This is a genomic window from Thermotoga petrophila RKU-1 (genome assembly GCF_000016785.1).
Lineage (GTDB): Bacteria > Thermotogota > Thermotogae > Thermotogales > Thermotogaceae > Thermotoga > Thermotoga petrophila.
Genome location: NC_009486.1, coordinates 1,132,971 through 1,154,787, shown reverse-complemented (window position 1 = coordinate 1,154,787; position 21,817 = coordinate 1,132,971). Strand labels below are relative to the sequence as shown.

At 47.6% G+C, this 21,817-nt stretch carries 28 protein-coding genes, 2 tRNA genes and 1 riboswitch; of the genes, 16 read left to right on the top strand and 14 right to left on the bottom strand.

What is annotated here, in order from left to right; translation table 11 throughout:
- Nucleotides 1-5: 5 nt before the first annotated feature.
- From def to TPET_RS05730, 6 genes are read right to left on the bottom strand one after another with little or no spacing between them, the layout of a single operon-like run.
- On the bottom strand, nt 6-500 hold the full coding sequence (def, locus tag TPET_RS05755; RefSeq protein ID WP_011943662.1) for a peptide deformylase: 495 nt from the start codon (nt 498-500) through the stop codon (nt 6-8).
- Entirely contained in the window at nt 500-1,243 is a 744-nt protein-coding gene (gene surE / locus TPET_RS05750; protein ID WP_011943661.1) for a 5'/3'-nucleotidase SurE, read from the bottom strand. The genes def and surE overlap by 1 nt, the downstream gene beginning before the upstream one ends.
- Nucleotides 1,221-1,982, bottom strand: coding sequence for an energy-coupling factor ABC transporter ATP-binding protein EcfA1 (gene ecfA1, locus TPET_RS05745; RefSeq protein ID WP_011943660.1), 762 nt, complete (start codon nt 1,980-1,982; stop codon nt 1,221-1,223). The genes surE and ecfA1 overlap by 23 nt, the downstream gene beginning before the upstream one ends.
- On the bottom strand, nt 1,963-2,595 hold the full coding sequence (locus TPET_RS05740) for a class I SAM-dependent methyltransferase (RefSeq protein ID WP_011943659.1): 633 nt from the start codon (nt 2,593-2,595) through the stop codon (nt 1,963-1,965). The genes ecfA1 and TPET_RS05740 overlap by 20 nt, the downstream gene beginning before the upstream one ends.
- Nucleotides 2,588-3,139 (bottom strand): sensor histidine kinase, encoded by a 552-nt coding sequence (locus tag TPET_RS05735; RefSeq protein WP_011943658.1) that lies wholly within the window; start codon nt 3,137-3,139, stop codon nt 2,588-2,590. The genes TPET_RS05740 and TPET_RS05735 overlap by 8 nt, the downstream gene beginning before the upstream one ends.
- A gap of 5 nt (nt 3,140-3,144) precedes the next feature.
- Nucleotides 3,145-4,335 (bottom strand): M20 family metallo-hydrolase, encoded by a 1,191-nt coding sequence (locus TPET_RS05730; RefSeq protein ID WP_011943657.1) that lies wholly within the window; start codon nt 4,333-4,335, stop codon nt 3,145-3,147.
- 104 nt (nt 4,336-4,439) lie between these two features.
- Here TPET_RS05730 and xylA point away from each other — a divergent pair, with 104 nt between their 5' ends.
- Together xylA and TPET_RS05720 are read left to right on the top strand one after the other, a co-directional pair.
- The gene (gene xylA, locus TPET_RS05725; RefSeq protein WP_011943656.1) at nt 4,440-5,774 is read left to right on the top strand and encodes a xylose isomerase; all 1,335 of its coding nucleotides are present in this window, start codon (nt 4,440-4,442) and stop codon (nt 5,772-5,774) included.
- A gap of 8 nt (nt 5,775-5,782) precedes the next feature.
- Entirely contained in the window at nt 5,783-6,250 is a 468-nt protein-coding gene (locus TPET_RS05720) for a DUF192 domain-containing protein (RefSeq protein WP_011943655.1), read from the top strand.
- Here the strand turns inward: TPET_RS05720 and TPET_RS09605 are convergent, their stop codons facing one another.
- Together TPET_RS09605 and TPET_RS05710 are read right to left on the bottom strand one after the other, a co-directional pair.
- Nucleotides 6,251-6,835, bottom strand: a complete 585-nt coding sequence (locus TPET_RS09605) for a hypothetical protein (RefSeq protein ID WP_235280289.1) — start codon at nt 6,833-6,835, stop codon at nt 6,251-6,253.
- A gap of 177 nt (nt 6,836-7,012) precedes the next feature.
- Nucleotides 7,013-7,087, bottom strand: a tRNA-Glu gene (locus TPET_RS05710).
- 165 nt (nt 7,088-7,252) lie between these two features.
- Between TPET_RS05710 and TPET_RS05705 the strand changes: the two genes are divergently transcribed.
- Nucleotides 7,253-7,329, top strand: a tRNA-Pro gene (locus TPET_RS05705).
- Nucleotides 7,330-7,360: 31 nt separating this feature from the next.
- Here the strand turns inward: TPET_RS05705 and TPET_RS05700 are convergent.
- Together TPET_RS05700 and TPET_RS05695 are read right to left on the bottom strand one after the other, a co-directional pair.
- Nucleotides 7,361-7,621, bottom strand: a complete 261-nt coding sequence (locus TPET_RS05700; protein ID WP_011943653.1) for a FlhB-like flagellar biosynthesis protein — start codon at nt 7,619-7,621, stop codon at nt 7,361-7,363.
- The gene (locus TPET_RS05695) at nt 7,608-8,765 is read right to left on the bottom strand and encodes a flagellar hook-length control protein FliK (RefSeq protein ID WP_011943652.1); all 1,158 of its coding nucleotides are present in this window, start codon (nt 8,763-8,765) and stop codon (nt 7,608-7,610) included. Before TPET_RS05695 ends, TPET_RS05700 begins: the two co-directional genes overlap by 14 nt.
- 62 nt (nt 8,766-8,827) lie before the next feature.
- Here TPET_RS05695 and TPET_RS05690 point away from each other — a divergent pair, with 62 nt between their 5' ends.
- From TPET_RS05690 to TPET_RS05645, 11 genes are all read left to right on the top strand, one after another.
- On the top strand, nt 8,828-9,541 hold the full coding sequence (locus tag TPET_RS05690) for a YdcF family protein (RefSeq protein WP_011943651.1): 714 nt from the start codon (nt 8,828-8,830) through the stop codon (nt 9,539-9,541).
- A gap of 4 nt (nt 9,542-9,545) precedes the next feature.
- Nucleotides 9,546-9,818: a DUF996 domain-containing protein gene (locus TPET_RS09655; RefSeq protein ID WP_011943650.1), complete on the top strand. Its 273-nt coding sequence runs from the start codon at nt 9,546-9,548 to the stop codon at nt 9,816-9,818.
- A gap of 50 nt (nt 9,819-9,868) precedes the next feature.
- Nucleotides 9,869-10,051, top strand: coding sequence for a DUF996 domain-containing protein (locus tag TPET_RS09650; RefSeq protein ID WP_011943649.1), 183 nt, complete (start codon nt 9,869-9,871; stop codon nt 10,049-10,051).
- Between the two features lie 21 nt (nt 10,052-10,072).
- Nucleotides 10,073-10,957 (top strand): hypothetical protein, encoded by an 885-nt coding sequence (locus tag TPET_RS05680; RefSeq protein ID WP_011943648.1) that lies wholly within the window; start codon nt 10,073-10,075, stop codon nt 10,955-10,957.
- Nucleotides 10,942-12,150, top strand: a complete 1,209-nt coding sequence (locus tag TPET_RS05675) for an RNA-guided endonuclease InsQ/TnpB family protein (protein ID WP_011943647.1) — start codon at nt 10,942-10,944, stop codon at nt 12,148-12,150. Before TPET_RS05680 ends, TPET_RS05675 begins: the two co-directional genes overlap by 16 nt.
- A 47-nt stretch (nt 12,151-12,197) precedes the next feature.
- The gene (locus tag TPET_RS05670; RefSeq protein ID WP_004082375.1) at nt 12,198-12,452 is read left to right on the top strand and encodes a GGDEF domain-containing protein; all 255 of its coding nucleotides are present in this window, start codon (nt 12,198-12,200) and stop codon (nt 12,450-12,452) included.
- Between the two features lie 67 nt (nt 12,453-12,519).
- A riboswitch (FMN riboswitch) is annotated at nt 12,520-12,641 on the top strand.
- A gap of 59 nt (nt 12,642-12,700) precedes the next feature.
- Nucleotides 12,701-13,747 (top strand): bifunctional diaminohydroxyphosphoribosylaminopyrimidine deaminase/5-amino-6-(5-phosphoribosylamino)uracil reductase RibD, encoded by a 1,047-nt coding sequence (gene ribD, locus TPET_RS05665; RefSeq protein WP_004082374.1) that lies wholly within the window; start codon nt 12,701-12,703, stop codon nt 13,745-13,747.
- Nucleotides 13,732-14,304: a riboflavin synthase gene (locus TPET_RS05660; RefSeq protein WP_048810872.1), complete on the top strand. Its 573-nt coding sequence runs from the start codon at nt 13,732-13,734 to the stop codon at nt 14,302-14,304. Before ribD ends, TPET_RS05660 begins: the two co-directional genes overlap by 16 nt.
- Nucleotides 14,279-15,445: a bifunctional 3,4-dihydroxy-2-butanone-4-phosphate synthase/GTP cyclohydrolase II gene (locus tag TPET_RS05655; RefSeq protein ID WP_011943645.1), complete on the top strand. Its 1,167-nt coding sequence runs from the start codon at nt 14,279-14,281 to the stop codon at nt 15,443-15,445. The genes TPET_RS05660 and TPET_RS05655 overlap by 26 nt, the downstream gene beginning before the upstream one ends.
- Entirely contained in the window at nt 15,442-15,939 is a 498-nt protein-coding gene (gene ribH, locus TPET_RS05650; protein WP_011943644.1) for a 6,7-dimethyl-8-ribityllumazine synthase, read from the top strand. Before TPET_RS05655 ends, ribH begins: the two co-directional genes overlap by 4 nt.
- Complete coding sequence (locus TPET_RS05645; RefSeq protein WP_010865411.1) at nt 15,908-16,723, top strand: glycosyltransferase; 816 nt, start codon at nt 15,908-15,910, stop codon at nt 16,721-16,723. The genes ribH and TPET_RS05645 overlap by 32 nt, the downstream gene beginning before the upstream one ends.
- Nucleotides 16,724-16,735: 12 nt before the next feature.
- On the opposite strand, the gene hflC is transcribed toward TPET_RS05645, so the two are convergent.
- Genes hflC through guaA form a run of 4 tightly spaced genes read right to left on the bottom strand, consistent with a single transcriptional unit; the run spans nt 16,736 to nt 20,655 of the window.
- On the bottom strand, nt 16,736-17,587 hold the full coding sequence (gene hflC, locus TPET_RS05640) for a protease modulator HflC (RefSeq protein ID WP_004082369.1): 852 nt from the start codon (nt 17,585-17,587) through the stop codon (nt 16,736-16,738).
- Nucleotides 17,584-18,510, bottom strand: a complete 927-nt coding sequence (gene hflK / locus TPET_RS05635; protein WP_004082368.1) for an FtsH protease activity modulator HflK — start codon at nt 18,508-18,510, stop codon at nt 17,584-17,586. Before hflK ends, hflC begins: the two co-directional genes overlap by 4 nt.
- 11 nt (nt 18,511-18,521) lie before the next feature.
- A complete protein-coding gene (locus TPET_RS05630) occupies nt 18,522-19,145 on the bottom strand; it encodes an N-glycosylase/DNA lyase (protein ID WP_004082367.1) in 624 nt (207 codons plus the stop codon).
- A 4-nt stretch (nt 19,146-19,149) separates the two neighbouring features.
- On the bottom strand, nt 19,150-20,655 hold the full coding sequence (gene guaA / locus TPET_RS05625; RefSeq protein ID WP_011943643.1) for a glutamine-hydrolyzing GMP synthase: 1,506 nt from the start codon (nt 20,653-20,655) through the stop codon (nt 19,150-19,152).
- Nucleotides 20,656-20,767: 112 nt separating this feature from the next.
- Here guaA and TPET_RS05620 point away from each other — a divergent pair, with 112 nt between their 5' ends.
- Nucleotides 20,768-21,283 (top strand): chromate transporter, encoded by a 516-nt coding sequence (locus tag TPET_RS05620; protein ID WP_011943642.1) that lies wholly within the window; start codon nt 20,768-20,770, stop codon nt 21,281-21,283.
- 3 nt (nt 21,284-21,286) lie between these two features.
- The gene (locus tag TPET_RS05615; protein ID WP_011943641.1) at nt 21,287-21,787 is read left to right on the top strand and encodes a chromate transporter; all 501 of its coding nucleotides are present in this window, start codon (nt 21,287-21,289) and stop codon (nt 21,785-21,787) included.
- The last annotated feature ends 30 nt before the right edge of the window (nt 21,788-21,817 follow it).

Sequence of the window (21,817 nt, the reverse complement as noted above, 5' to 3'; positions counted from 1 at the left end):
CCTCCTCATCTCTTAACGGTTCTTGCTATGTCCATGAGTTTCTTTCTGAGCAAAAGGCGCTTCGCTGGACTGATTCGATCGATGATCAAAACTCCGTTCAGATGATCGAACTCGTGCTGAAAAACCCTTGCAGCGTAACCTTCCAGCACCTCTTCCACGTATTCTCCCTTCGTGTTCTGGTATCTGACCTTTATTCTTTTGCTCCTTTCTATCTCGACGAAGATCTCGGGAAAGCTGAGACATCCTTCCTCTGCCACTTCGGTTTCGGGATCGATTTCAAGGATCTCAGGGTTTATCACGGCAACCGGGCCATTTCCAACGTCCATGACGAAGAACCTCTGAGATATTCCAACCTGTGGCGCTGCAAGCCCCACACCGTCGTAGTGATACATTGTCTCTATCATTCTCTCTATGGTCTTTTCCAGGTTGTCGTCGAACTTCGTGACGGGTTTTGCCCTCTTTCTCAAAACAGGATCCCCAAAGACTCTTATTCTGTACATCAATCGTACACCTCCCTTAACTTCTTCAGACACCGTTCGTTCGTGAGGAAGGGATGTATCGGAGTGATGGAGACGTACCCTTCTCTAACAGCTTTGTAGTCAACGTCATCTCTATCGTCGTCTTCGATGACCTCTCCCATCATCCAATAGTACTTCTCCCCAAAAGGTGAGACTCTCTCTTCGAAGTAATCGTTCCACCTTCTTCTGCTCTGTCTTGTGAATTTCCATCCCTTTATCTCACCAGCGGGAACGTTTATGTTCAGCATGGTGAAGGGATCGAGGAGTGAGAAGTCGAATTCTTTCAGAAAGTCGATCAGAAAACGCGCCGCCCCTTCGAAATCAGGACTCTCGTAGTTCGCACTCGATATGGCAATCGATGGAATGTTCATCATGGCACCTTCCATCGCACCTGAGACCGTTCCAGAGTAGAGAATATCCATACCCATGTTGGGTCCCCTGTTCACACCACTCACGATGAGATCGACCTTTTTATCCATGATCACGTTGTAAGCGAGCTTTACACAGTCCGCGGGTGTTCCCGTGGTGGAGTACGCAACCACCCTCTCTGAGATGAAAACCTTCTTTATCCAGAGCGGAACATGTATGGTGATACTGTGACCTGTTGCGCTCCTCTCTTTATCGGGAGCCACCACGAACACATCGTGTTCCTCAGAAAGAAGCTCTGCGAGGATAATGATCCCCTTAGACTGTATCCCGTCGTCATTGGTTACCAGAATTCTCATATCGATCCTCCCACAGATTTATCTTCCCACATTTCTTCCAGAGTTTCCACTTAAAAGGAATTTCCACATCGTCGAACTCCCTTTCCATGAATTCCTTCCAACTTCCACAGAAATCGATTGTACCATTCGAGATGTGGAGTATGAAGTCTATATCATCCAGATACTCCAGTTCGTGTGTTACCAGTATTATTCCCTTTCCTTCATTCTTGAGACTCTCCAGCACCTGAAATATTTCCCTCTGAGAAGGAGGATCCAGCATGGAAACCGGTTCATCTAAAGCGAGGAAATGTGTGTCACGAGCAAGCATCGAGGCAATCGCGAGTCTCTGTTTCTGACCTCCTGAAAGGTTCAGCGGGTCTTCCTTTTCGAGACCGGAGAGTCCCACCAGTTCTAAGACCTTCTTTATTCTTTTTCTCATTTCGCTCTCGTCGAGTCCCAATATTTCCAGCGAAAAGGCCACATCCTCTTCCACGGTGGCACCTATGATCTGCGAAGACGGATTCTGGAAAACGTAACCCACATTCTTTCTCAAAAGGAACAGATCCGCCGGTGAACCATCCAGCAGGATCTCTCCTTCAGCTTCCAGGAGTCCCGCGAGGATCTTCAAAAGGGTGGTCTTCCCGGAGCCGTTTCTCCCCACCACAACGTAGATCTTTCCCGTTTCGAACTCGGCGTTCACGTCCTTCAAAACGTAGTTTCCGTTGTATCTGAAAGAAACGTTATTCAGCGTTATCTTCATCCTCTTTCAATCCCTTCACGGATCTGTACACTCTTATTCCACCGGTCTTGCAGAGTTCCTCCACGTTCCCGAAAATCTCCTCCATGAAATCTCTGATCCTTCTGCCCCCTTTGTTGTGGTAAGCGACGACCTGAAGGCTGCCACCTTCTTCAAGAAACTCGGGAGCCTTTCTCACTATCTCCATCCAGACTTTCTTTCCTGCAACGACTGGAGGATTGCACACGATCATATCGAACTTCATACCTTCCCATGGCTCATAAAGATTTCCCCACCTTATGTCGACCTCAACGTTGTGATCCTTCGCGTTTATCTTGGCGAATTCCACCGCGCGCTTGTTTATGTCGCTCATATAAACTTCAAGATCTGGATATTCCTTTTTTAAAACGATTCCTACCACACCGTATCCACACCCAAGATCGAGCACTTTCTTTCCGTGGACTTTCAGGTTTTCAAGGAGCACCTGTGTGGCTTTGTCTATTTTTCCGTAAGAATACACACCGGAAGGTGTTTTGAAGATGTATTCATGACCGTTCTTCAGGACGAGTTTCGCATTTCTGACCTTCAGCTTCGATGTGGGTTCCACCGTGTAGTAGTGTTCGAATTTTTCACTCATTGTTTTCACCTCCTTTCAGCTCTTTCTCGAGGTCTTCCAGAGTTTCGAAAAGAAAAGCCGCAAAACCAGGATTCTCTGGGTCCCAGAGCCCTTTCTCCTTCAATTTGATGGTATCTATCTCGTAACCGTTTCCATTCTTCTTTCTGATGATGTACCAGTTCACACCGGGGCCTGAAAGAACGAGACTCGCGAGTGCACCGGCTACGTCCCCAACCGGCTGGCAATCCACACTCTTCAGGTTGAATCGCGCTTCCACCCTTGTTCCCTTTCCTCTTTCTGTGTGCAATTTAACGAATCCACCTGTCTGTTCCGTGGCCTGTTTCAAAAACGGAAGACCGAGTCCCACTTTTCTCAGCCTGGGATCCCTTGTGGTGAAAAAGGGATCGAACACCCTTTCTGGATCCTCTATACCAGGTCCGTCGTCTTCCACAATGAAACAGAACCACTCATCGGTCTCTTCAATTTCTATTTTTATGTTTTTCGCTCCTGCCTTCACGGAATTTTGGGCGACATCCACGAGGTGATCAGCGATCGTTCTGAGCAATCGATTCACCTCTCAATTCCGAGCAATGCGAACACCTTTGCGTCTTCTACCATGTGCGAGATCCTTCGGTATTCGTTGGGTTGATGAGCAGTCCCATCTATCGTGCTCCAGACGACAGCGGGCCAACCTTTCTTTCTGAAGAACGCGGCGCAGGTGCCCCCACCTATTCCTCCCACCTTCGCTTCCAGGCCTCTTAGACTTCCCAAAGCACTGGAAAGTTTTGCCACGAGTTCTGAATCAGGCGGAGTTGGCTCGGGTGCAGGCTGTTTTACAACAACCTCCAGCTCAGCGCCTCTTCCATCGAGAATCGACTCGACGGTGGATAGTATTTCGTCGAGATCGTAGCGAGGCAGAACTCTACAGTCGAAGTAAAAGACGAATCTGCCGGGAACAGTGTTCACGTTGTCCACAGTTTTTTCAGTGCGAGTGGGCTCGAACGTGCTGAGTGGTTCATCGAAGAGTTCGTCTCTATCGGGGTATTTCCTGTGAAGCGTTTCATCTATCTCCGTTATGAGCTGTGCTCCTTTTCTGAGTGCGTTCTCCGTTGTCCTCGGCCTTGAAGCATGCCCTTGCTTTCCATTCACCGTCACTTTGAACCATAGAATGCTCTTCTCGGCGATCTCTATGAAGTTCCCCTTTTCGTTTCCTGCATCCGGAACCAGGAACATGTCTTCTGATCTGAACAACCCCTTTTCTATTAGATACTGGATCCCGTACCTGCTTCCCGCCTCCTCGTCGGCGACGAGCGCAAGACCGAAGTTATATTCGGGAACGATACCAAGGTCGATGAGGACCTTCCCAGCGTATATGGAGGCTATCATGGATCCCCCGTTGTCCTCGGCACCTCTGCCGTACACCTTTCCATCTTTCACAACAGGCACGAAGGGATCCGTTTCCCACAAAGAAAGATCCCCCGGTGGTACGGTGTCGATGTGAGTTACGATCCAGAGCGTTTTCTCTCTGTTTTTCCCTGGAATCTTTGCCACAACGTTCGATCGCCACATACCTTTATCGTCTTTCACGTCGTAGCGATCGACTTCGAAACCGAAACCCCTGAGGAGTTCTTCGAGCCAGTCGGCCTTTTCTTTCTCTCCTGGGCCTCCAAAGGCGGGATTCACCGAATTGATGGAGATGAATTTTTTCAGGGACTCCACCATTTCTTCTCCGAGTTCTTCTATTCTTTTTGTGATCTCCATTGAAAACACCTCCCAGATTCAAGTATATCCTAAAAAAATATTTGAAATGATACCCCAAGATTGTATATAATTGATTGATAGAAAAAATTTAGGGAGGTGTTTACATGATGGAATTTTTCCCAGAAATCCCAAAGATTCAGTTTGAAGGCAAGGAAAGCACGAATCCGCTGGCGTTCAAGTTCTACGATCCGAACGAGGTGATCGATGGAAAGCCTCTCAAGGATCACCTGAAGTTTTCCGTCGCCTTCTGGCACACCTTCGTGAACGAGGGAAGAGATCCGTTTGGAGATCCAACCGCTGAACGCCCATGGAACAGGTTCTCCGATCCCATGGACAAAGCTTTTGCGAGGGTGGACGCTCTCTTCGAGTTCTGCGAAAAGCTCAACATCGAGTACTTCTGTTTCCACGACAGAGACATCGCTCCCGAAGGAAAAACGCTCAGAGAGACAAACAAGATACTGGACAAAGTGGTGGAAAGAATAAAGGAAAGAATGAAGGACAGCAACGTGAAACTCCTCTGGGGAACGGCGAATCTGTTCTCCCATCCGAGGTACATGCACGGCGCCGCGACGACCTGCAGTGCGGATGTCTTTGCCTACGCGGCAGCCCAGGTGAAGAAAGCCCTCGAGATCACAAAAGAACTAGGAGGAGAAGGCTACGTCTTCTGGGGTGGAAGAGAAGGCTATGAAACTCTTCTCAACACAGATCTCGGGCTGGAACTCGAAAATCTCGCGAGATTTCTCAGAATGGCAGTAGAGTACGCAAAGAAGATCGGCTTCACCGGACAGTTCCTCATAGAACCCAAGCCGAAAGAACCCACCAAGCACCAGTACGATTTCGATGTGGCAACGGCCTACGCTTTCCTGAAGAACCACGGCCTTGATGAGTACTTCAAGTTCAACATCGAAGCGAACCACGCGACGCTTGCCGGCCACACCTTCCAGCACGAACTGAGGATGGCAAGGATCCTCGGAAAACTCGGAAGCATCGACGCCAACCAGGGAGATCTCCTGCTCGGCTGGGACACCGACCAGTTCCCAACGAACATCTACGACACAACACTTGCCATGTACGAAGTGATAAAAGCAGGAGGATTCACAAAAGGTGGCCTCAACTTCGACGCGAAGGTGAGGAGGGCTTCCTACAAGGTGGAGGATCTCTTCATCGGTCACATCGTGGGAATGGACACCTTCGCTCTCGGCTTCAAGATAGCGTACAAGCTCGTAAAGGATGAAGTACTCGACAGATTCATCGAAGAAAAGTACAGGAGCTTCAAAGAAGGTATCGGAAAAGAGATAGTAGAAGGAAAAGCCGACTTCGAAAAACTCGAAGAGTATATAATAGACAAAGAGGATATCGAGCTTCCATCCGGAAAGCAGGAGTACCTCGAAAGCCTGCTCAACAGTTACATAGTGAAGACAATAGCGGAACTGAGGTGATGTGGGGGTTGAAATTTCAAAAGTTTCTTCTGCCGATTCTGATTACAATCGGGACAGTTGTTGTGGTCGTTGCATCTGGACAGAGCGACAGGGTGAAGTTCCCAAAAGGAAAGATAGTGATTACCGATGGAGAAAAATCACTCAAACTGGATGTGGAGATAGCGAACACCCCCACCCTGCGTTCCATTGGTTTGATGTACAGAAAGAGCATCCCGGACGATTTCGGGATGCTCTTTGTTTTTGAAAAGGACACTCGCTCGGGTTTCTGGATGAAGAACACGTACGTTCCCCTCGAGATCGCTTTCATAGATAGAAGCGGTGTCATATTCTCCATTCAGGAGATGGAGCCGTGCAGAGAAGAACCCTGCAAGATCTACTACGCGCCAGGTCCTTTCAGATACGCTCTCGAGGTGAAGAAAGGCTTCTTCGAAAGGCACGGATTCGGTGTGAGGAGCAGGGTTTTAATAGAGAAATGATCACAATATAGGCTGTGGTTTCGGGTACAGTCTGACTTCGGTTCCTTCATTCGTATGTACGATTTCTAACGAGAAGAAGTAGCACTTTCCATTCACCAATATCATCGGCCATTGAACCGCCGTTGTCGTTCCATCCTCCGTTGTGAACTTCAGAGAAAGGAAATAGGTATCCTTAACAAAGTCTGGTTTGTTGTTAAGGAGAAATGGGATGAACTTTGTGGTATATTCCGTTGTTCCCTCGACTTCGATCGATGTGACGGGGGCAGGAGTGGAGAAACTTGCCTGAAATACATAGTAGAGATACTGCCAGCCCTCTGCCTCCACGAGTTGTTCAAAATCGCTTAGAATATAGATCATAGAAGAGGCGCCTTCCAGAAATCTCATTGCCCAGTTCTTGTACTCGATTGGAGAACCATCGGGATTTGGTATTTCAAACGAAGATGTGTTGCTTATCACTGCTTGAAGCTGATCGACAAGTCCTCTCGCCGTTTCTGAAAGCGTGTCAGTTTCCTGAGTTCCATCAATAATACCACCGCTATTGCAAAAAACAGCACTGCTGAGAAGATCAAACAGGCCAGAAAACACACTTTCTTTCCCGTGATCATCCCCCTGTCATTGAATGAAGTTTTAATGTTGTATTATATTAAAATTTCGTCTGAAAAAGCAAGGTGTTTTTTGAGAATCGCTGGAAAGCAGAAAGATACCAGTTAAAACAAAAACAGGGATGCCTTTGGCATCCCTTTACACTTCTGCTATTTCATCTGGCAGCCCCACGGGGAATCGAACCCCGACCTCCGGACTGAGAATCCGGCGGACTGGCCGTTATCCTATGGGGCCATCCAAGGGTAATTTTAAACCATATCGGAAAGAAAATCAAGTGGGAGAGTTAAATTTTCCCAGATACCAACACATCTGACAACTCCACAGAGGACCGAATCCCGATCTCCGGACTGAAAATCCATAGTTGAAATCTTCATATCCTGTGATAAAATATAAAGACGGCGGGGCGTGGCGCAGGTGGCTAGCGCGCTTGCATGGGGCGCAAGAGGTCGCTGGTTCAAGTCCAGTCGCCCCGACCACACAGAGGTCCCCACCTCTGGGGACCTCTTTTCATTTGTCGTATCTTTTCAGAAAGGCGTATATCTCAGCGATTACAAGGTACATCTCTTCAGGAATCTCTGAGAAAAGATCAAGTCTCAAAAGATCGTCTATGATATCCGGCCTTTCTTCTATTGGTATGCCATACCTTTTGGCCACCTCGATTATCCTTTCTGCAACTTCACCCACACCCTTTGCCACAACCTCAGGTGCACTCGTTCTGGAGGGATCGTATTTCAAAGCCACTGCTTTTTTTATCTCATCCGTATGCATTGAATCCCTCCCAGTTCATGGGATCCTTTCTCAAAAAGAAGACGTGCGCGATCAATCCCAATCTTTCGAATTCCTTCTGAAGCTCTTCGCTGTGAGCAGACAATTCCTCCGAATTCTTTTCAGCGTAGAATTTCACCGAAAGGGATCTGCCTTCCAAAATCACGTCGGCAACGACCCTGCCGAACCGCACAGAGTTAACAACAAGGATCACTCTATTGTTGTCTTTCTCCCACCACATTTCCTGAATGCCGAAAGAAGGCATTGAAGCGAACCTGACGTTTTCTTCCAGAAGGCTGTTCAAAAGAAAGACGGCATCTAAGAGGTCATCGTCCACCAGTTTTTCAGGTCTTGGGAGGAGTTCTTTGTCTAAAAGTTCAAACTCCATCATTTCTCTGTCTTTCCAGATGAGGACCCAGCCGTTTTCTCTTTTCTCAACCGCTACTTTGTCGTTCACAAAATCTTCAAAGAAGGTCAGATCCGGCTCCTCTTTGAGTTTGAATACGACAAACGGAAAGTTTCTCCTTCTGAAAACAACAATCAGGTACTTTCCAGAGAGAGGCAGTGCCATGTAGTTCTTCCCCACGAATCCCTTAGAGAGCGGTTCATTCACCTGATAGACATCGTACTCTTCGGTGGAAAAGATGGGTCTTTTCAAAGTGAATGTTCTTCTGAGAGCCTCTTCATTTATATTCCGATTGATTGGAAAGTTCTTTTGAACGTACTCAAAGAAGCTCTTGACGGAAAACGTGATTCGAACGCTGGAAGGTCCTGACTCGAAAACCTCAGGAAGAGATTTCATTATGATCTTCTTTTCTTCATCGTTCATCTTGAGGAATCGAGATGGAACGAGGTACTTCATGAACAACTTCACGAAGTGAACGTACTTCTTATCAAACCCGCGGGAAATGTCGTGCAAGAACTCCAGAAGACCCGGCACTTTGAGAACCTTGAGGGAGAGTTCTTCATCGAAGCGCGCCAGGAGCTTCGCTTTGAGCTCCTTTCCGGTCATAACCTTGTTGTTCCAGACTCTCACACTCTCTCCCGGCTTCGGTGCCTTACCGTTTATCTCGAGGATGAGGATGCTGTTTTTCCTCGAGAGAACGAGTACGTTGCTGTATCTTCCCAGGACTTTCCAGACGTCCATTCTTCATCCTCCCCCTATGATTATCGACAGTCGTTTAAAATCATAAACGTGGAGGTGGAAGGATGTTCCTTCAAAAAATCATCGGAGCATTTCTGGTAACACCCGGTCTTTTCATACTCCTGTTGATCGTGGGGAGTTTCTTTTTCAAAAAAGCAAGATGGTTCCTCTTGGCTTTGGCAGTGACCGCGTATCTTTTCAGCAGTTACGTGGGGGAGTTTCTCTTTCTCTGGTCTCTCGAGAAAAACCTCGATGTTCCTGCAACGCTTCCAAACGATGCTGTGATCGTTGTTCTCGGTGGTGGTGTGGAAAGAAACACGAAAGCGGGTGACAACCTCAGCGATGCCACTCTGAGAAGGCTTCTGACAGGTGTACAGATCTACCAGAAGACAAAAATGCCTATACTCGTAACCGGTGGTAGCCTAACCGGGCTGAGGCCGGAAGCGATGATAATGAAAGACTACCTTGTTTCGCTGGGTGTTCCCGAGGAGAAGATCACCGTTGAAGACAGATCGAGAAACACGTACGAAAACGCCTTTTTCACGAGGGAAAAAATAGGAGATGTGCCCATCATTCTGGTAACCGATTCGATTCACATGAGAAGGGCTGTTTCCACTTTCAAAAGTTTTTTCCAGAGTGTAACACCGTACCCCGCTGGATTCTACTTTGGAGATCCGGAGTTCGTAGATTTCCTTCCGAATGCCACCTCTTTCTATCTGAATTCACGGGCCATCTACGAGTGGATCGGTCTTGTCTGGTACAATTTCAGGTGGAGGTGATACGATGAATCTTTCCACTGCGAAAACGTTAGCGGGGGTAGGGATGATATTCAAACTGTTCGGTGCGGTGCCAGTGGTAGGGTGGATCTTTTCTCTTGTGGGGCTCATACTGTTTCTCATCGGCATATACAACATTTCACAGCAAGTGGGGGAAAGAAGAATCTTCAACTACCTCTTGATACCCGCTGTTTTGCTGTTGATCGTTTCTGTGATCTTCTCTGTTTCACTCGTTGCTTCACTCTTCGCGGGCGGTCTGTTCGCTGGTGGTGTGACTTAGCCGGCTTCGTAACCATCGTTGTTCTTGGAATAATAGCCCTCGTTTACAAGGTGAAAGCCTACAGGATGCTCGCCGAGAGTTTGAAAATCTCAGTCTTCAACACCACCGCGTCTTTCTACAAATGGGGAGCGATCCTTCTTGTTGTTTTCGGGGTGGGTTTCATACTCATGTTCGTGGGTGATATTCTCGCGATAGTTGGCTTTTTCTCAAAACCATCCGAAGAAGCGGCTTGAAAAAACTCGGGGGGATGATTTTTGTATCTGAAACGTTACAAATGGATTTTCTTAGTCGTCGCAATGCTCATTTTCTTTGGAGTGGCTTTTGTTCAAATCCACTACCAGAAGAAACTGGAAGACTATCAACTCGAGGTTTTCAAAACTATCGTTCAGCGGTCTGTAGATCTCGTATCGAGTGGATACTTTCAGTGGACAGAACTGAAAGAAGCGATAGAAAAAAACGATGAAGAATTCAACGAAGAAGCCTTTGAGGAAATAAAGTCTTTAGATCCACACATCAAAGAAATAAAGATCCTTAATCAACCCCCGAGTTTCGAAGAAGAATACTACAGAGTGGAATCGGATGGGGAAAGACTCTGGGCACTGTTCAAAATATACGACAGCATGGGGGAAGAAATGATAGCTGACAGGACAGCGTATGTAGAATGGGATGTGGCCAGTATTTTGAACTCAATCGGTGCTTCTGTGGAGTTTCGAAAGGGAGGAAAGAAGACGTTCTGGGGTTTAGAGTACAAGAGTAAGCCCGGCAATAAATGGTTTGCAGCTTCTTTCTGGAGTTCACTTGGAGGACTCGCAATTATACTCATCATTCGCTCCATTTTTGTGAGGTCTATTTTGAAGTTTCACTATGAAACAGAAGGGCTCGAAAGACTGATCAAAATTATCGACAAGAAAGATCACTACACAGCCCTTCACCCGGAATACACTTCGAGAATCGCTGTTCTCTTAGGAAAGAAATTGGGACTTAACAAGAAAGAACTGAAAGAGCTTGGAATAGCAGGCCGACTCCATGACAGAACCCCAACCACGCAAGCTATCCCCCTTCAGGGGGTAGTAAACGGTTGTTGTAGTTCAACTGTGTTACAATTAGCACAGGGAGTGGGAAAATGCCCGGACGTGTGATACGAACCTACAAACTCGCCGTACCAGGACATTTGAATCGAATGTGCGAAGAACTCAACCGCACAGCAGCAAGAATCTACAACAAAACGATGTCTCTTGTGCGAAAGATACACCAAAAGAAAGGCTTCTGGCTGTCCTGGCCTGCCGCAGACAAATACATCCTCCGCTGGGCAGAAAACATCAAAATCCACGTCCATTCAAAGCAGGCATTTGTTCAGCTCTACTTTCAAGCCCTCAAAGGGTACTTCAAAGCAGCCAAAAAGAATCAAGATGCAAAACCTCCCCACAAGAAAAAACGCTATCTGCCGTTCATATGGAAAGAAAGCGCTGTAAAACTTCTGCCAGACGGTACCCTGAGATTGTCTTTGGGCAAAGAACGAGAACCATTTGTTGTACAAACACCTCTCAAACCTCCCCTTCGCATCAAACAGGCAAGACTTGTCTTTGAAGATGGATACTATCTCCACCTTGCGATAGAGGTGGAGATTGAAGAGAAGAATGCTGGCTCTGGTGTTATGGCGGCCGACCTTGGAGTGCTCCGTCCCATCACGTGCTTTGATGGAAAAGAAGTCATCAGCTACCACGGAGGAGTCCTCAGCAGCACTCTTCGCTATCGAAACAAACGCCTTGCAAGTTTTCAGTCTGCCATAGCAGAGTGCAAGAAGGGATCAAGAAGGTACAACAAGCTTGTTAGTGCAAAGAAAAGAGCCCTGAGACGGCTCAGAAACCAGATCAACGACATCATGCACAAGATCACAAGCAGTTTCATCGGGCTGTGCCTCAGAAAACAAATCAGAACCATCGTGATAGGAGACGTCACAGGGATCAGAGAAAGAGCAGACTACAGCGACAACGCGAACCAGAAGATCCACCAGTGGCAGTTCAGAAAACTCATCGAGATGATAAGGTACAAAGCAGAGCAGTTCGGAATCGAAGTGAAACTCATCTCAGAAGCGAATACAAGCAAGACGTGTCCTAACTGTGGTGCAAAGAACAATCCGAACGGAAGAAGATACCACTGCAAAGCCTGTGGTTTTGAGTATCACAGGGACGGAGTTGGAGCAATCAACATCTGGAAAAGGTATCCTGGCACAGGCCAGGTAGTAGCGGGCTTGGCCCCCGTCAGAGGTGTGAGGTTTCATCCACACCTCTGTGGCCATGGAGCATCTTTGGCTCCATGGAAGGTGGCCTGAGAGCCACCAAGAATCCCATCCCCTTCAGGGGATTGGGAGGAGGTCAAGTGATTGCGAGGTGGGGTGGAGAAGAGTTTTTGATCCTCTGTCCTGAAACGAAGTTGAACGAAGCGGTGAGCCTCGCTGAGAGAATCAGGACTAAGATCGAGAAAGAAGTCTTTGAAAACGGCTTGAATGTAACCGTGAGTATCGGTGTTTGCGAAATGAAAGATCATGAGACAATAGACGATCTTCTCAAAGAAGCAGACGATAACCTCTATCTGGCAAAACAGCGTGGAAAAAACAGAGTGATCGGCAGATGAAGTTAAAAGATCTGTTCACCTTCTGGAAATAAATCCTTGATAGAATGGAGAAAACTGAATACAAAAGAAACGCTCTCGGGGCAGGGTGGAATTCCCGACCGGCGGTGAAAGCCCGCGAGCCCTCTCAGGAGGGTTGACCCGGTGGAATTCCGGGGCCGACGGTGAAAGTCCGGATGGGAGAGAGCGTGATGTGGAGATTATATGGGACCCGAGAGGGTCCCTTTTCTTTTACACAGGGAGGGTGTTGTATGTATGAAACTTTCATGAAAAGAGCGATAGAGCTTGCAAAGAAAGGACTTGGAAGGGTGAATCCCAACCCACCAGTTGGTGCGGTCGTTGTGAAAGACGGCAGGATAATCGCGGAGGGTTTTCATCCCTATTTTGGAGGTCCGCACGCTGAAAGGATGGCAATAGAAAGTGCAAGAAAGAAAGGAGAAGATTTACGAGGTGCAACTCTCATAGTTACCCTTGAACCCTGTGATCATCATGGAAAGACACCTCCATGCACGGATCTGATCATAGAAAGTGGAATAAAAACCGTTGTGATTGGAACAAGGGATCCAAATCCTGTTTCGGGAAACGGTGTGGAAAAATTCAGAAATCACGGTATTGAAGTGATAGAAGGTGTTTTGGAAGAAGAGGTGAAAAAGCTGTGTGAGTTTTTCATCACTTATGTGACAAAGAAAAGGCCGTTCGTTGCGCTGAAGTACGCGTCCACCTTAGATGGGAAAATAGCTGATCACAGAGGAGATTCCAAGTGGATCACAGACAAACTCAGATTCAAGGTTCACGAGATGAGAAACATCTACTCTGCTGTTCTCGTCGGTGCTGGAACGGTTTTGAAGGACAATCCTCAGCTAACCTGCAGACTGAAAGAAGGCAGAAATCCTGTGAGGGTGATCCTCGACAGAAAGGGTGTTTTGAGTGGGAAAGTGTTCAGAGTGTTCGAAGAAAACGCTCGGGTGATCGTTTTCACAGAAAGTGAAGAGGCGGAATATCCACCACACGTGGAGAAGGCCCTGAGCGATTGTTCTGTGGAGAGTATATTGAGAAATCTGTATGAAAGGGATATCGATTCTGTCTTGGTGGAAGGCGGATCGAAGGTGTTCAGTGAATTTTTGGATCACGCAGATGTGGTTTTTGGTTTTTATTCGACGAAGATTTTCGGAAAGGGGCTTGATGTCTTCTCCGGTTATCTGTCAGATGTTTCGGTTCCTCCGAAGTTCAAAGTGGTGAACGTGGAGTTTTCCGATTCGGAGTTTCTGGTGGAGATGAGACCGTGTTCACGGGAATAGTTCAGAAGGTGGAAAGAGGGCACCTCAGAGGAGAGAGGATCTTCTTCAAAAGAACGTGGGAAGTGAAACTGGGAGAGAGTATAGCGGTGAACGGTGTGTGTCTGACTGTCTCCGGGCTTTCAGAAGAAGAGTACTGGTTCGATGTGGGTGAGGAAACGAGGAGGAGAACCAATCTTTTCGTTTCTCGTTTTTACAATCTTGAAAAATCTCTGGCTCTCGGCAGCAGAGTTGAAGGACACCTGGTAACAGGCCATGTGGACGGTACCGTCAGGTTTGTCGGAATGGAAAGGCGCGGAAACAGCTATTTCATGTTCTTTTCGATGCCGTCGGAAAGATGGGCGATCGTTCCAAAAGGTTCTATCACGTTGAACGGTATCAGCCTCACCGTCGTTGAAACTTCTCTGGACACGTTCAGTGTTCAGGTGATCCCACACACGTTCGAGAACACGAACCTCCAGTATCTGGTGCCCGGAGATCCCGTTAACTACGAGATCGATATCATCGCTCGCTACTTGAAAGGGGTGATAGACAGTGGAAGAACTGAGAGAGACTTTTGAGGGAGGAAAACCTGTCGTTTTGATCGACAGAAACAGAGAGAACGAAGCGGATTTTGTTTTTCCCGCTCAATTGATCACCGAAGACGTTGTGAATTTTTTCGTCACATACGGGAAGGGACTCTTCTGTGTTACAGCCGACGAAGAAGATCTTTTGAAAAGAGGGTTCGTAAAACTTTCCTCGAACTACGGAGCGAACTATTTTGTCCCGGTGGACTGGGGCACTGGCACCGGGATTTCGGCGTCAGAAAGGGCAGAAACGTGCAGAAAACTGGCAGAGGGCAGATATTTCTATGAGTTCAGGTACCCAGGCCACGTCACAGTGATCGGAGGAATCGGTTTCCAGAGACGAAAAGGACACACGGAGGCATCTTTGGAAATTTCTGAACTCGCAGGTTTCAGTCGTTATGCGGTGATCGTGGAAATTCTGGATGAGAAGGGAAATTCTCACAATCTGGATTATGTTTTACAAATTTCGAAGAGGTTTTCCCTCCCCGTTCTGGAGATGGACGATGTCTGGCGTGAATTTGTGAAGAGAAAGCTTCTCATGAAGAAAAAAGCAGAAGCAACACTTCCAACGGATTTCGGTGTCTTCAAGGTTGTTTCTTTCGAAAACCACCTCGATGGCAAAGAACACTTCGCAATCGTTAAGGAACCCCTCGAAGATCCCGTTGCTGTGAGAATACACTCCGAATGCGTGACCGGGGATGTTCTCTCTTCTTTGAGGTGTGACTGCGGTTCACAGCTGGCGAATTTTCTCAGATACATGTCAGCTCACGGAGGTATCCTGATCTATTTGAGACAGGAAGGGAGAGGAATCGGCCTTTCGAACAAAATTGCAGCCTATTCTCTTCAGGACAAAGGTTTGGACACGGTGGAGGCAAACAGAGTTCTTGGTTTTTCTGAGGACGAAAGAGATTACGCACCGGCGGTGCAGATCTTGAAAGCCCTTGGCATCGAAAGGGTTCTTCTCTTCACCAACAACCAAAGAAAGACGGTTGGTCTTGAAAAATACGGAATCGAAGTTATCGAAACAAAAAGATTGTACGGGAGAGTAACACCATACAACAGGTTTTATCTTTCAACAAAAATGAGAAAACTCGGACACAAACTTGAGGAGATCCTTGGGGAGGTGAATTCATGAAGGTTATCCAGGGAGACTACAGAGGAGAAGGGTTGAAGATAGCCGTAGTCGTTCCTAGGTTCAACGACCTTGTCACTTCGAAACTCCTCGAGGGGGCGCTCGACGGGCTGAAAAGACACGGTGTCTCAGACGAGAACATAACGGTTGTGAGAATTCCGGGAAGTATGGAAGCGATATACACGCTCAAGAAACTCCTCGACCTCAACGTGCACGATGCTATAATCGTTCTCGGTGCTGTGATAAGAGGGGAGACGTACCACTTCAACGTGGTGGCGAACGAGATAGGTAAGGCTGTAGCGCAGTTCAACATGACCTCTGATATTCCTATTGTTTTCGGCGTTCTCACCACGGACACCCTTGAACAGGCCCTCAACAGAGCCGGAGCAAAGAGTGGAAACAAAGGTTTTGAAGCAGCGATGGTAGCGATCGAAATGGCAAATCTCAGAAAGAGACTCAGGAGGGATGTTTTTGAATCTGATAGCAACGGCAGGTAACGACAGAATAAGGGACTTTCTTGTGAACGACTGGTACAGATCTCTGAAGGAAAATGTGGATCTGAGCAAAACGGACGTTCTCGTCATAAACTACGGTCTCACAGGACTTCCTAAAGAGGTTATCAACTTTCCGGCTGTGGAGCGTTCTGGACTCATAAACAACACGCGTTTCATCAATCTTGCCATTTTTCTTGAGAATCATCCTGAGTACGATCAGATCCTGTTTTGTGATGGCGGAGACATCATCTTCCAGAGTGACATCTCGCACCTATTCGAGGAACACAGAGATGCTTTTCGAGCGGTTGTGGAGCAGTTGAGTCCACCCATTGATCTCGTGGTGAAGGAAGAAGACCTTGTGAATGGAAAGGAGATAAAGTCTTTTCTTTCAAACAAAAAGCTCTTCAACGTGGGTGTGATAATAGCACCAAGGGAAGGTTTCCTCGAGCTCGCAAGAACAATGGAGAGACGTCTGAAAAACATAAACGTCTGGGGTGGAGATACTGTCATTGGAAACTACGTGATCTACAAGAACCCTCATGTGGAACTTCCTTCGAAGTACAACTTCATTCCTTCAACGGCCCGAGAAAAATTCTACGTGAAAGATTCGAAGTTCTATCTCGAAAATGGTGAGCTCATTCCCATCGTTCACAACGCTGGGAGGTACAGATTTCTCAGACCGGTGAAAGATTTCGGTTACGGCCCCGGAAAGAACAGGGTAAACAAGTTCAACATATGGATGTTCAGAATGCTCTTCAGCGTGAGTAACTTTCTGAAAATGAAGTGAGGGAACTCTCCCTTACTTCGTTTTGAGGTATTTCAGTGCATCGAGTTCGTCTCCAATTATGAGAATTCCTTTCTCGATGGATCTGTAAACCTCCATCGTTCTCCAGAATTCGTAGAAGTCCTTGTCTTTTGAAAACACCTCCGCGTAGATCTTCACCGCGCTTGCTTCTCCGGTTCCCTTGATTTGCTCTGCTTTGCTTTGAGCTTCCGCGATCAGAACCTTCGCTGTTTTGTCGGCTTCCGCACGTATCTTTCTTGCCTCTTTCTCACCTTCAGCCCTGATCTGTGCAGCGATGCTGTATCTTTCCGCTTTCATTCTTTCGTACACGGCCTTTTCGTTCTCAGCGGGGAGGTCGGCGTGCTTCACCCTCACATCGACCACTTCTATGCCGAAGTCCTTCAGATCTTCTCTTGAAAGAGCCGTGACTTCCCTCAAAAGGTCTTCTCTCTTCTCGGAGATGATCTCGTCGAAGTTCGCTTTTGCGAAGATGTTCCTCACGTGTGAGTAAACCACATCGTCGATTCTTGGAAGAGCGAGCTTCACGCTCTTCAGTGATTTTATGAACGCTTCCGCATCTTTTATCCTCCAGAGAACGTACGTGTCTATCACGAGCGTTTTCTTGTCGGCGGCTATGATCTTTTCTGGTTCTATATCGTAGAGGAGGATTCTTTTATCGAATCTCACCACATTATCAACGAACGGCTGCTTGAAGTGAAGCCCAGGTTCTGTTTCCACCGCGACGATCTTTCCGAACCTCAGAACCACCGCTTGCTGTGTCTGATCCAGGACGTAGAAAGAAGAGAAAAGAAGGATCGCACCCACCACGATCAGAATGATCAGAAGAGAAATCATCCAGATTTTCATTTTCCCATCCCCTTCAGAAGGTCGGAAATGTTGAGAATGTTCAGAGAATCACCGTTTCCCACGAAGAAAACCTTGTTTTCGGATTTTTCAAGCAAAGATTGGAGAGCGTCGAGGAGCATTCGTTTTCTCGTGATATCAGGAGCCTTTGAGTATTCTTCCAGCACCTCTTCGAATCTTTTCGCTTCGCCGAGTGCTTTCAGATAAACTTCCTGAGCGTAGGCCTCTGCCTGTCTCAGTATCTCTTGTGCCTGTCCCTGGGCTTTTGGAACAACGTCGTTGGCGTATTTTCTTGCCTCGTTTATGAGACGTTCTTTGTCCTGACGAGCGTTGTTCACATCGTCGAAGGCGTCAACAACGGGATCTGGCGGGACCACTTCCTGGAGATAAACGTTTTCCACCTTTATACCGCAGTTGTAGGAATCGAGAATCTCCTGGAGCATTTGGGCAGTTTTGAATCCTATTTCATCTCTTCCTGAGGTGAGAACGTCGTCGATGCTTCTCATCGCTACCTTCTCACGAAGAACAGATTCTGTTGTGAATCTCACGATGGAATCCGCTTCTGTGATGTTGAAGGCGTAAGCGACGGGGTCTTTCACCCTGTACTGAACCACCGCTTCCACACTCACGAGGTTGTTGTCTCCTGTGATCATTATGGCTTCTTGAGGAACCGACTGGTAAGAGATCCTCTCCCCTCGTTGAATGCTTCTGAATCCTATTTCGATCTTTCTCACAGTTGTGACGTCGACGGTCACATGAGACTGAATCGGATACGGCAGGTGGTAGTGGATTCCTGAAGGAACGACCGAGGTGAATCTTCCAAAAGTCTTGAGGAGGGCGACTTCGGAGGGTCCTACCTGATACACACCGGTGAGAAAGTAGATTCCCAGCACGATGAAAACGACTATCCACACGTATTTTCGCACTCCATCACCTCCTATTTATCCACCTTCCCCTTCACAAGGTACCACAGGTAGAGATCGAACTTCCCGGGAGATTCTCCAAACGCTTCGGCGACTTTTCTGAGGATCTCTTCCACGTAGAGATATCTTTTCTTACTCCATCCTTTTGGTATCTCCTGAATCAGGCCGTGTCTTTTCATGAGTCTCAGAACGTGTTTATCCAAAATGGCGAGGTCTTCCACACCGGTGTTTCTGAGAAAGTGGCTCGCCTCTTTCCAGCCGATCCCCTTTGCGTTTCTTACTAGGAACTCTCTGGATTGAAAAGGATCACCCTTCACAAGGTTCTTCAACTTTCCCAGCAGTTTTCTGTTTTCTACTATGAACTCGGCTCTCTTTTGAGGATACCTGTGTCCAACCTCTCTCAGTTTTTCCGCGAGTTCCTCAAGGGGAAGATGCACAAAACCCTTTCCGATTTCTTTCTGCGCTCTAATTCCACCTTCCGCACTCCAGTTGGCTGTGAGAACACAGAAAGAGAGTTCACAGAAGAGATCCTCTTCTGTTCCTTCTTCGCCCAATCTTTTGAACTCTTCGAACCGCTGTTCAACGAGCGGTTTTGCTTCTTCTCGTATCCTTTCGAGTTCTTTCAGCAGTTCTTCCAAGTTCTCACTCCCACTCTATGGTTGCAGGCGGTTTTGAAGTTATATCGTAGACCACTCTGCCGACACCTTTCACTTCTCTTGTGATCCTTCTTGCTGCCTCGTCCAGTATATCATGCGGAATTCTGGACCAGTCTGCGGTCATCCCCTCCACGCTGTTCACGGCTCGAAGCGCCACCACGTACTCATACGCCCTCGCGTCACCCTTCACGCCTACGCTTTTTATAGGAAGAAGAACCGCAAACGCCTGCCACACTTTATCGTAGTAGTCATGCTTTCTGAGAGTTTCTATGAATATGTAGTCCGCTTCTCTCAGGATTTCGAGCTTTTCTTCCGTGACCTCTCCCAGCACCCTCACGGCGAGTCCAGGGCCAGGGAACGGATGCCTGTTTATGATCCTGTCCGGTATGCCGAGATACTTTCCTACTTTTCTCACCTCGTCTTTGAAGAGGTCTCTGAGGGGTTCTACCAGTTTCAGGTTCATCTTCTCTGGAAGACCGCCCACGTTGTGGTGGCTCTTTATCTTCGCAGTCGTCTTTCCGGATGCGGCGCTTTCTATGACGTCTGAATAGATCGTTCCCTGAACAAGAAATTCCACATCGTGTTTTTTCGCTTCCTCTTCGAACACTCGTATGAATTCTTCTCCTATGATCTTCCTCTTCTTCTCCGGATCCGTGACTCCTCTGAGTTTTTCGAGAAATCTCTTCCTGGCATCCACAACAACCAGATTCATGTCGAAGTGTTCCTTGAAGACTCTCTCCACTTCTTCTCGCTCGTTCTTTCTGAGAAGGCCGTGGTCCACGAAGACACACACGAGGTTCTTTCCTATCGCTCTGTGCACGAGGACCGCTGCAACGGAAGAATCTACCCCTCCAGAAAGCGCGAGGATCGCTTTTTTGTTCCCTATGGTCTCTTTGATGTGTCTTATTTTCTCTTCCACGAGGTCTCCTATCTTCCAGTTTTTCTCAAGCTTACACACATTGAAGAGGAAGTTGGAAATCATACGATCACCGTACTCGGTGTGGTGCACTTCCGGGTGGAACTGGAGCAGCCAGAACCTTTTTCCATCTGTGGCAGCGGCGATCACACCCGTTTCGGACACGGCGATCGGATGGAACCCTTCCGGAAGCCTAACCACCTCATCGCCGTGGCTCATCCAGACGTGAACCTTCTCCGGAATTCCTTCGAATATCGGATCCCTCGAGAGCTCCACGAGGGTTCTTCCGTACTCCCCTCGTCCTCTCCTGACCTCTCCTCCGAGTTCTTTCACGATCAGCTGCATTCCATAGCATATGGCGAGTACTGGACCTTTGTATTCTTGGAACCACTCTGGAAGCTTTGGGGCGTCCTCTTCATAAACGCTTCTTGGACCACCGGAGAGGATCACGGTGTCTACTTTCGAAAGATCTACCTTATCATCGGGGAAGACCACTTCGGAATAGACCTCGTTTTCTCTGATCCTTCTCGTTATGAGTCTGGAGTACTGAGAGCCGTAATCCACGACGAGTACCAACTCGATCCCTCCCGGTTTCTTTTGATACTATTAAATCATATTCAGATTTAACTCAATGGAAATTTGAGTTGAAGGAAAAAGTTCTAAAATCGAAGTTCAGGAGGGATCGAATTTGATTGGAAGACTGTTCTTCCTTTTCTTGAGGATCTCCGCCCTCACCATAGGTGGAGGATACGCCATGATTCCCGTGATGAAATGGGAACTGGAAAGATCCGGCCTTTTGACGGAGAAAGAATTCTTTCGTATCGTGAGCACAGCTCAGGTGGTACCGGGTCCTATCGCCTTCAACACTGCGGTGTTGGTGGGGAAGAGACTTGCTGGTATCTCCGGGGCGATCGCCTCTGGATTGGCCGTTGTGCTACCACCGTTTTTCGCCATAGTTGCGGTTGCAGAAGTGATACGCGCTCTTTCAGGAATCAGCTACGTTCGGAGTTTTCTGAGAGGTGCTTACGCTTCCATAATCGGACTTGTAGGGAGTGTTCTGTACCGGCTTGTGAAAAACCAGCGCTGGAATCTCTACAGAGCCATTATGATAGGAGTAGCGGTTTTCGTTCTGCTTCTCAATGGATCCCTCGTGATTCCGGTGGTCATTTTGCTCGTTCTGCTTCTGTATCTGAAGGAGGTATGAACCTTGCTGAAACTCGCCTTCATCTTTCTGAAGGTCGGTTTTCTTTCTTTTGGCGGTGGATGGGCGATCGTTGGAATACTCAAGAACGAACTCGTCACCGGTGGCTTTCTCTCTCCTGAGGAGTTCTCTCAGGCGGTTTCGATCGCTCAAATGACTCCAGGTCCCGTTGCGATAAACCTGGCAACTTACACGGGATACAAATTCTTTGGTCTGATAGGTGCTGTGTTGAACACACTCGCTTTCCTTGGGGCTCCCATTCTGGTTATCACCACTGCTATTTTCCTCAGAAAATACGTGAAGCTTCAGAGAGTGAGGTTGATGAAAGCGCTCGAAGGGGCCACCACAACCCTTTTGATCGTGACGCTCCTTTCGCTTCTCAGTTCCGTTCAGAATCCTGTGTTGATCCTGCTTTCTGCTGCCGCTTTTGTGTGTTCTTTCTTCAAGGTGCACCCTCTTTTCATCATTTTTGGGTGTGGAGTGATCGGAGCGATCCTCGGTTTCTGATAAAATATCACAGGAAAAGGAGGTGCTGAG

Coding starts and splice junctions, on each gene's coding strand:
- def (WP_011943662.1), bottom strand. CDS start 500: ATGTACAGAATAAGAGTCTTTGGGGATCCTGTTTTGAGAAAGAGGGCA.
- surE (WP_011943661.1), bottom strand. CDS start 1,243: ATGAGAATTCTGGTAACCAATGACGACGGGATACAGTCTAAGGGGATC.
- ecfA1 (WP_011943660.1), bottom strand. CDS start 1,982: ATGAAGATAACGCTGAATAACGTTTCTTTCAGATACAACGGAAACTAC.
- TPET_RS05740 (WP_011943659.1), bottom strand. CDS start 2,595: ATGAGTGAAAAATTCGAACACTACTACACGGTGGAACCCACATCGAAG.
- TPET_RS05730 (WP_011943657.1), bottom strand. CDS start 4,335: ATGGAGATCACAAAAAGAATAGAAGAACTCGGAGAAGAAATGGTGGAG.
- xylA (WP_011943656.1), top strand. CDS start 4,440: ATGATGGAATTTTTCCCAGAAATCCCAAAGATTCAGTTTGAAGGCAAG.
- TPET_RS05700 (WP_011943653.1), bottom strand. CDS start 7,621: ATGCATACGGATGAGATAAAAAAAGCAGTGGCTTTGAAATACGATCCC.
- TPET_RS05695 (WP_011943652.1), bottom strand. CDS start 8,765: ATGGACGTCTGGAAAGTCCTGGGAAGATACAGCAACGTACTCGTTCTC.
- TPET_RS05690 (WP_011943651.1), top strand. CDS start 8,828: ATGTTCCTTCAAAAAATCATCGGAGCATTTCTGGTAACACCCGGTCTT.
- TPET_RS09655 (WP_011943650.1), top strand. CDS start 9,546: ATGAATCTTTCCACTGCGAAAACGTTAGCGGGGGTAGGGATGATATTC.
- TPET_RS05675 (WP_011943647.1), top strand. CDS start 10,942: ATGCCCGGACGTGTGATACGAACCTACAAACTCGCCGTACCAGGACAT.
- ribD (WP_004082374.1), top strand. CDS start 12,701: ATGTATGAAACTTTCATGAAAAGAGCGATAGAGCTTGCAAAGAAAGGA.
- ribH (WP_011943644.1), top strand. CDS start 15,442: ATGAAGGTTATCCAGGGAGACTACAGAGGAGAAGGGTTGAAGATAGCC.
- TPET_RS05645 (WP_010865411.1), top strand. CDS start 15,908: ATGTTTTTGAATCTGATAGCAACGGCAGGTAACGACAGAATAAGGGAC.
- hflC (WP_004082369.1), bottom strand. CDS start 17,587: ATGAAAATCTGGATGATTTCTCTTCTGATCATTCTGATCGTGGTGGGT.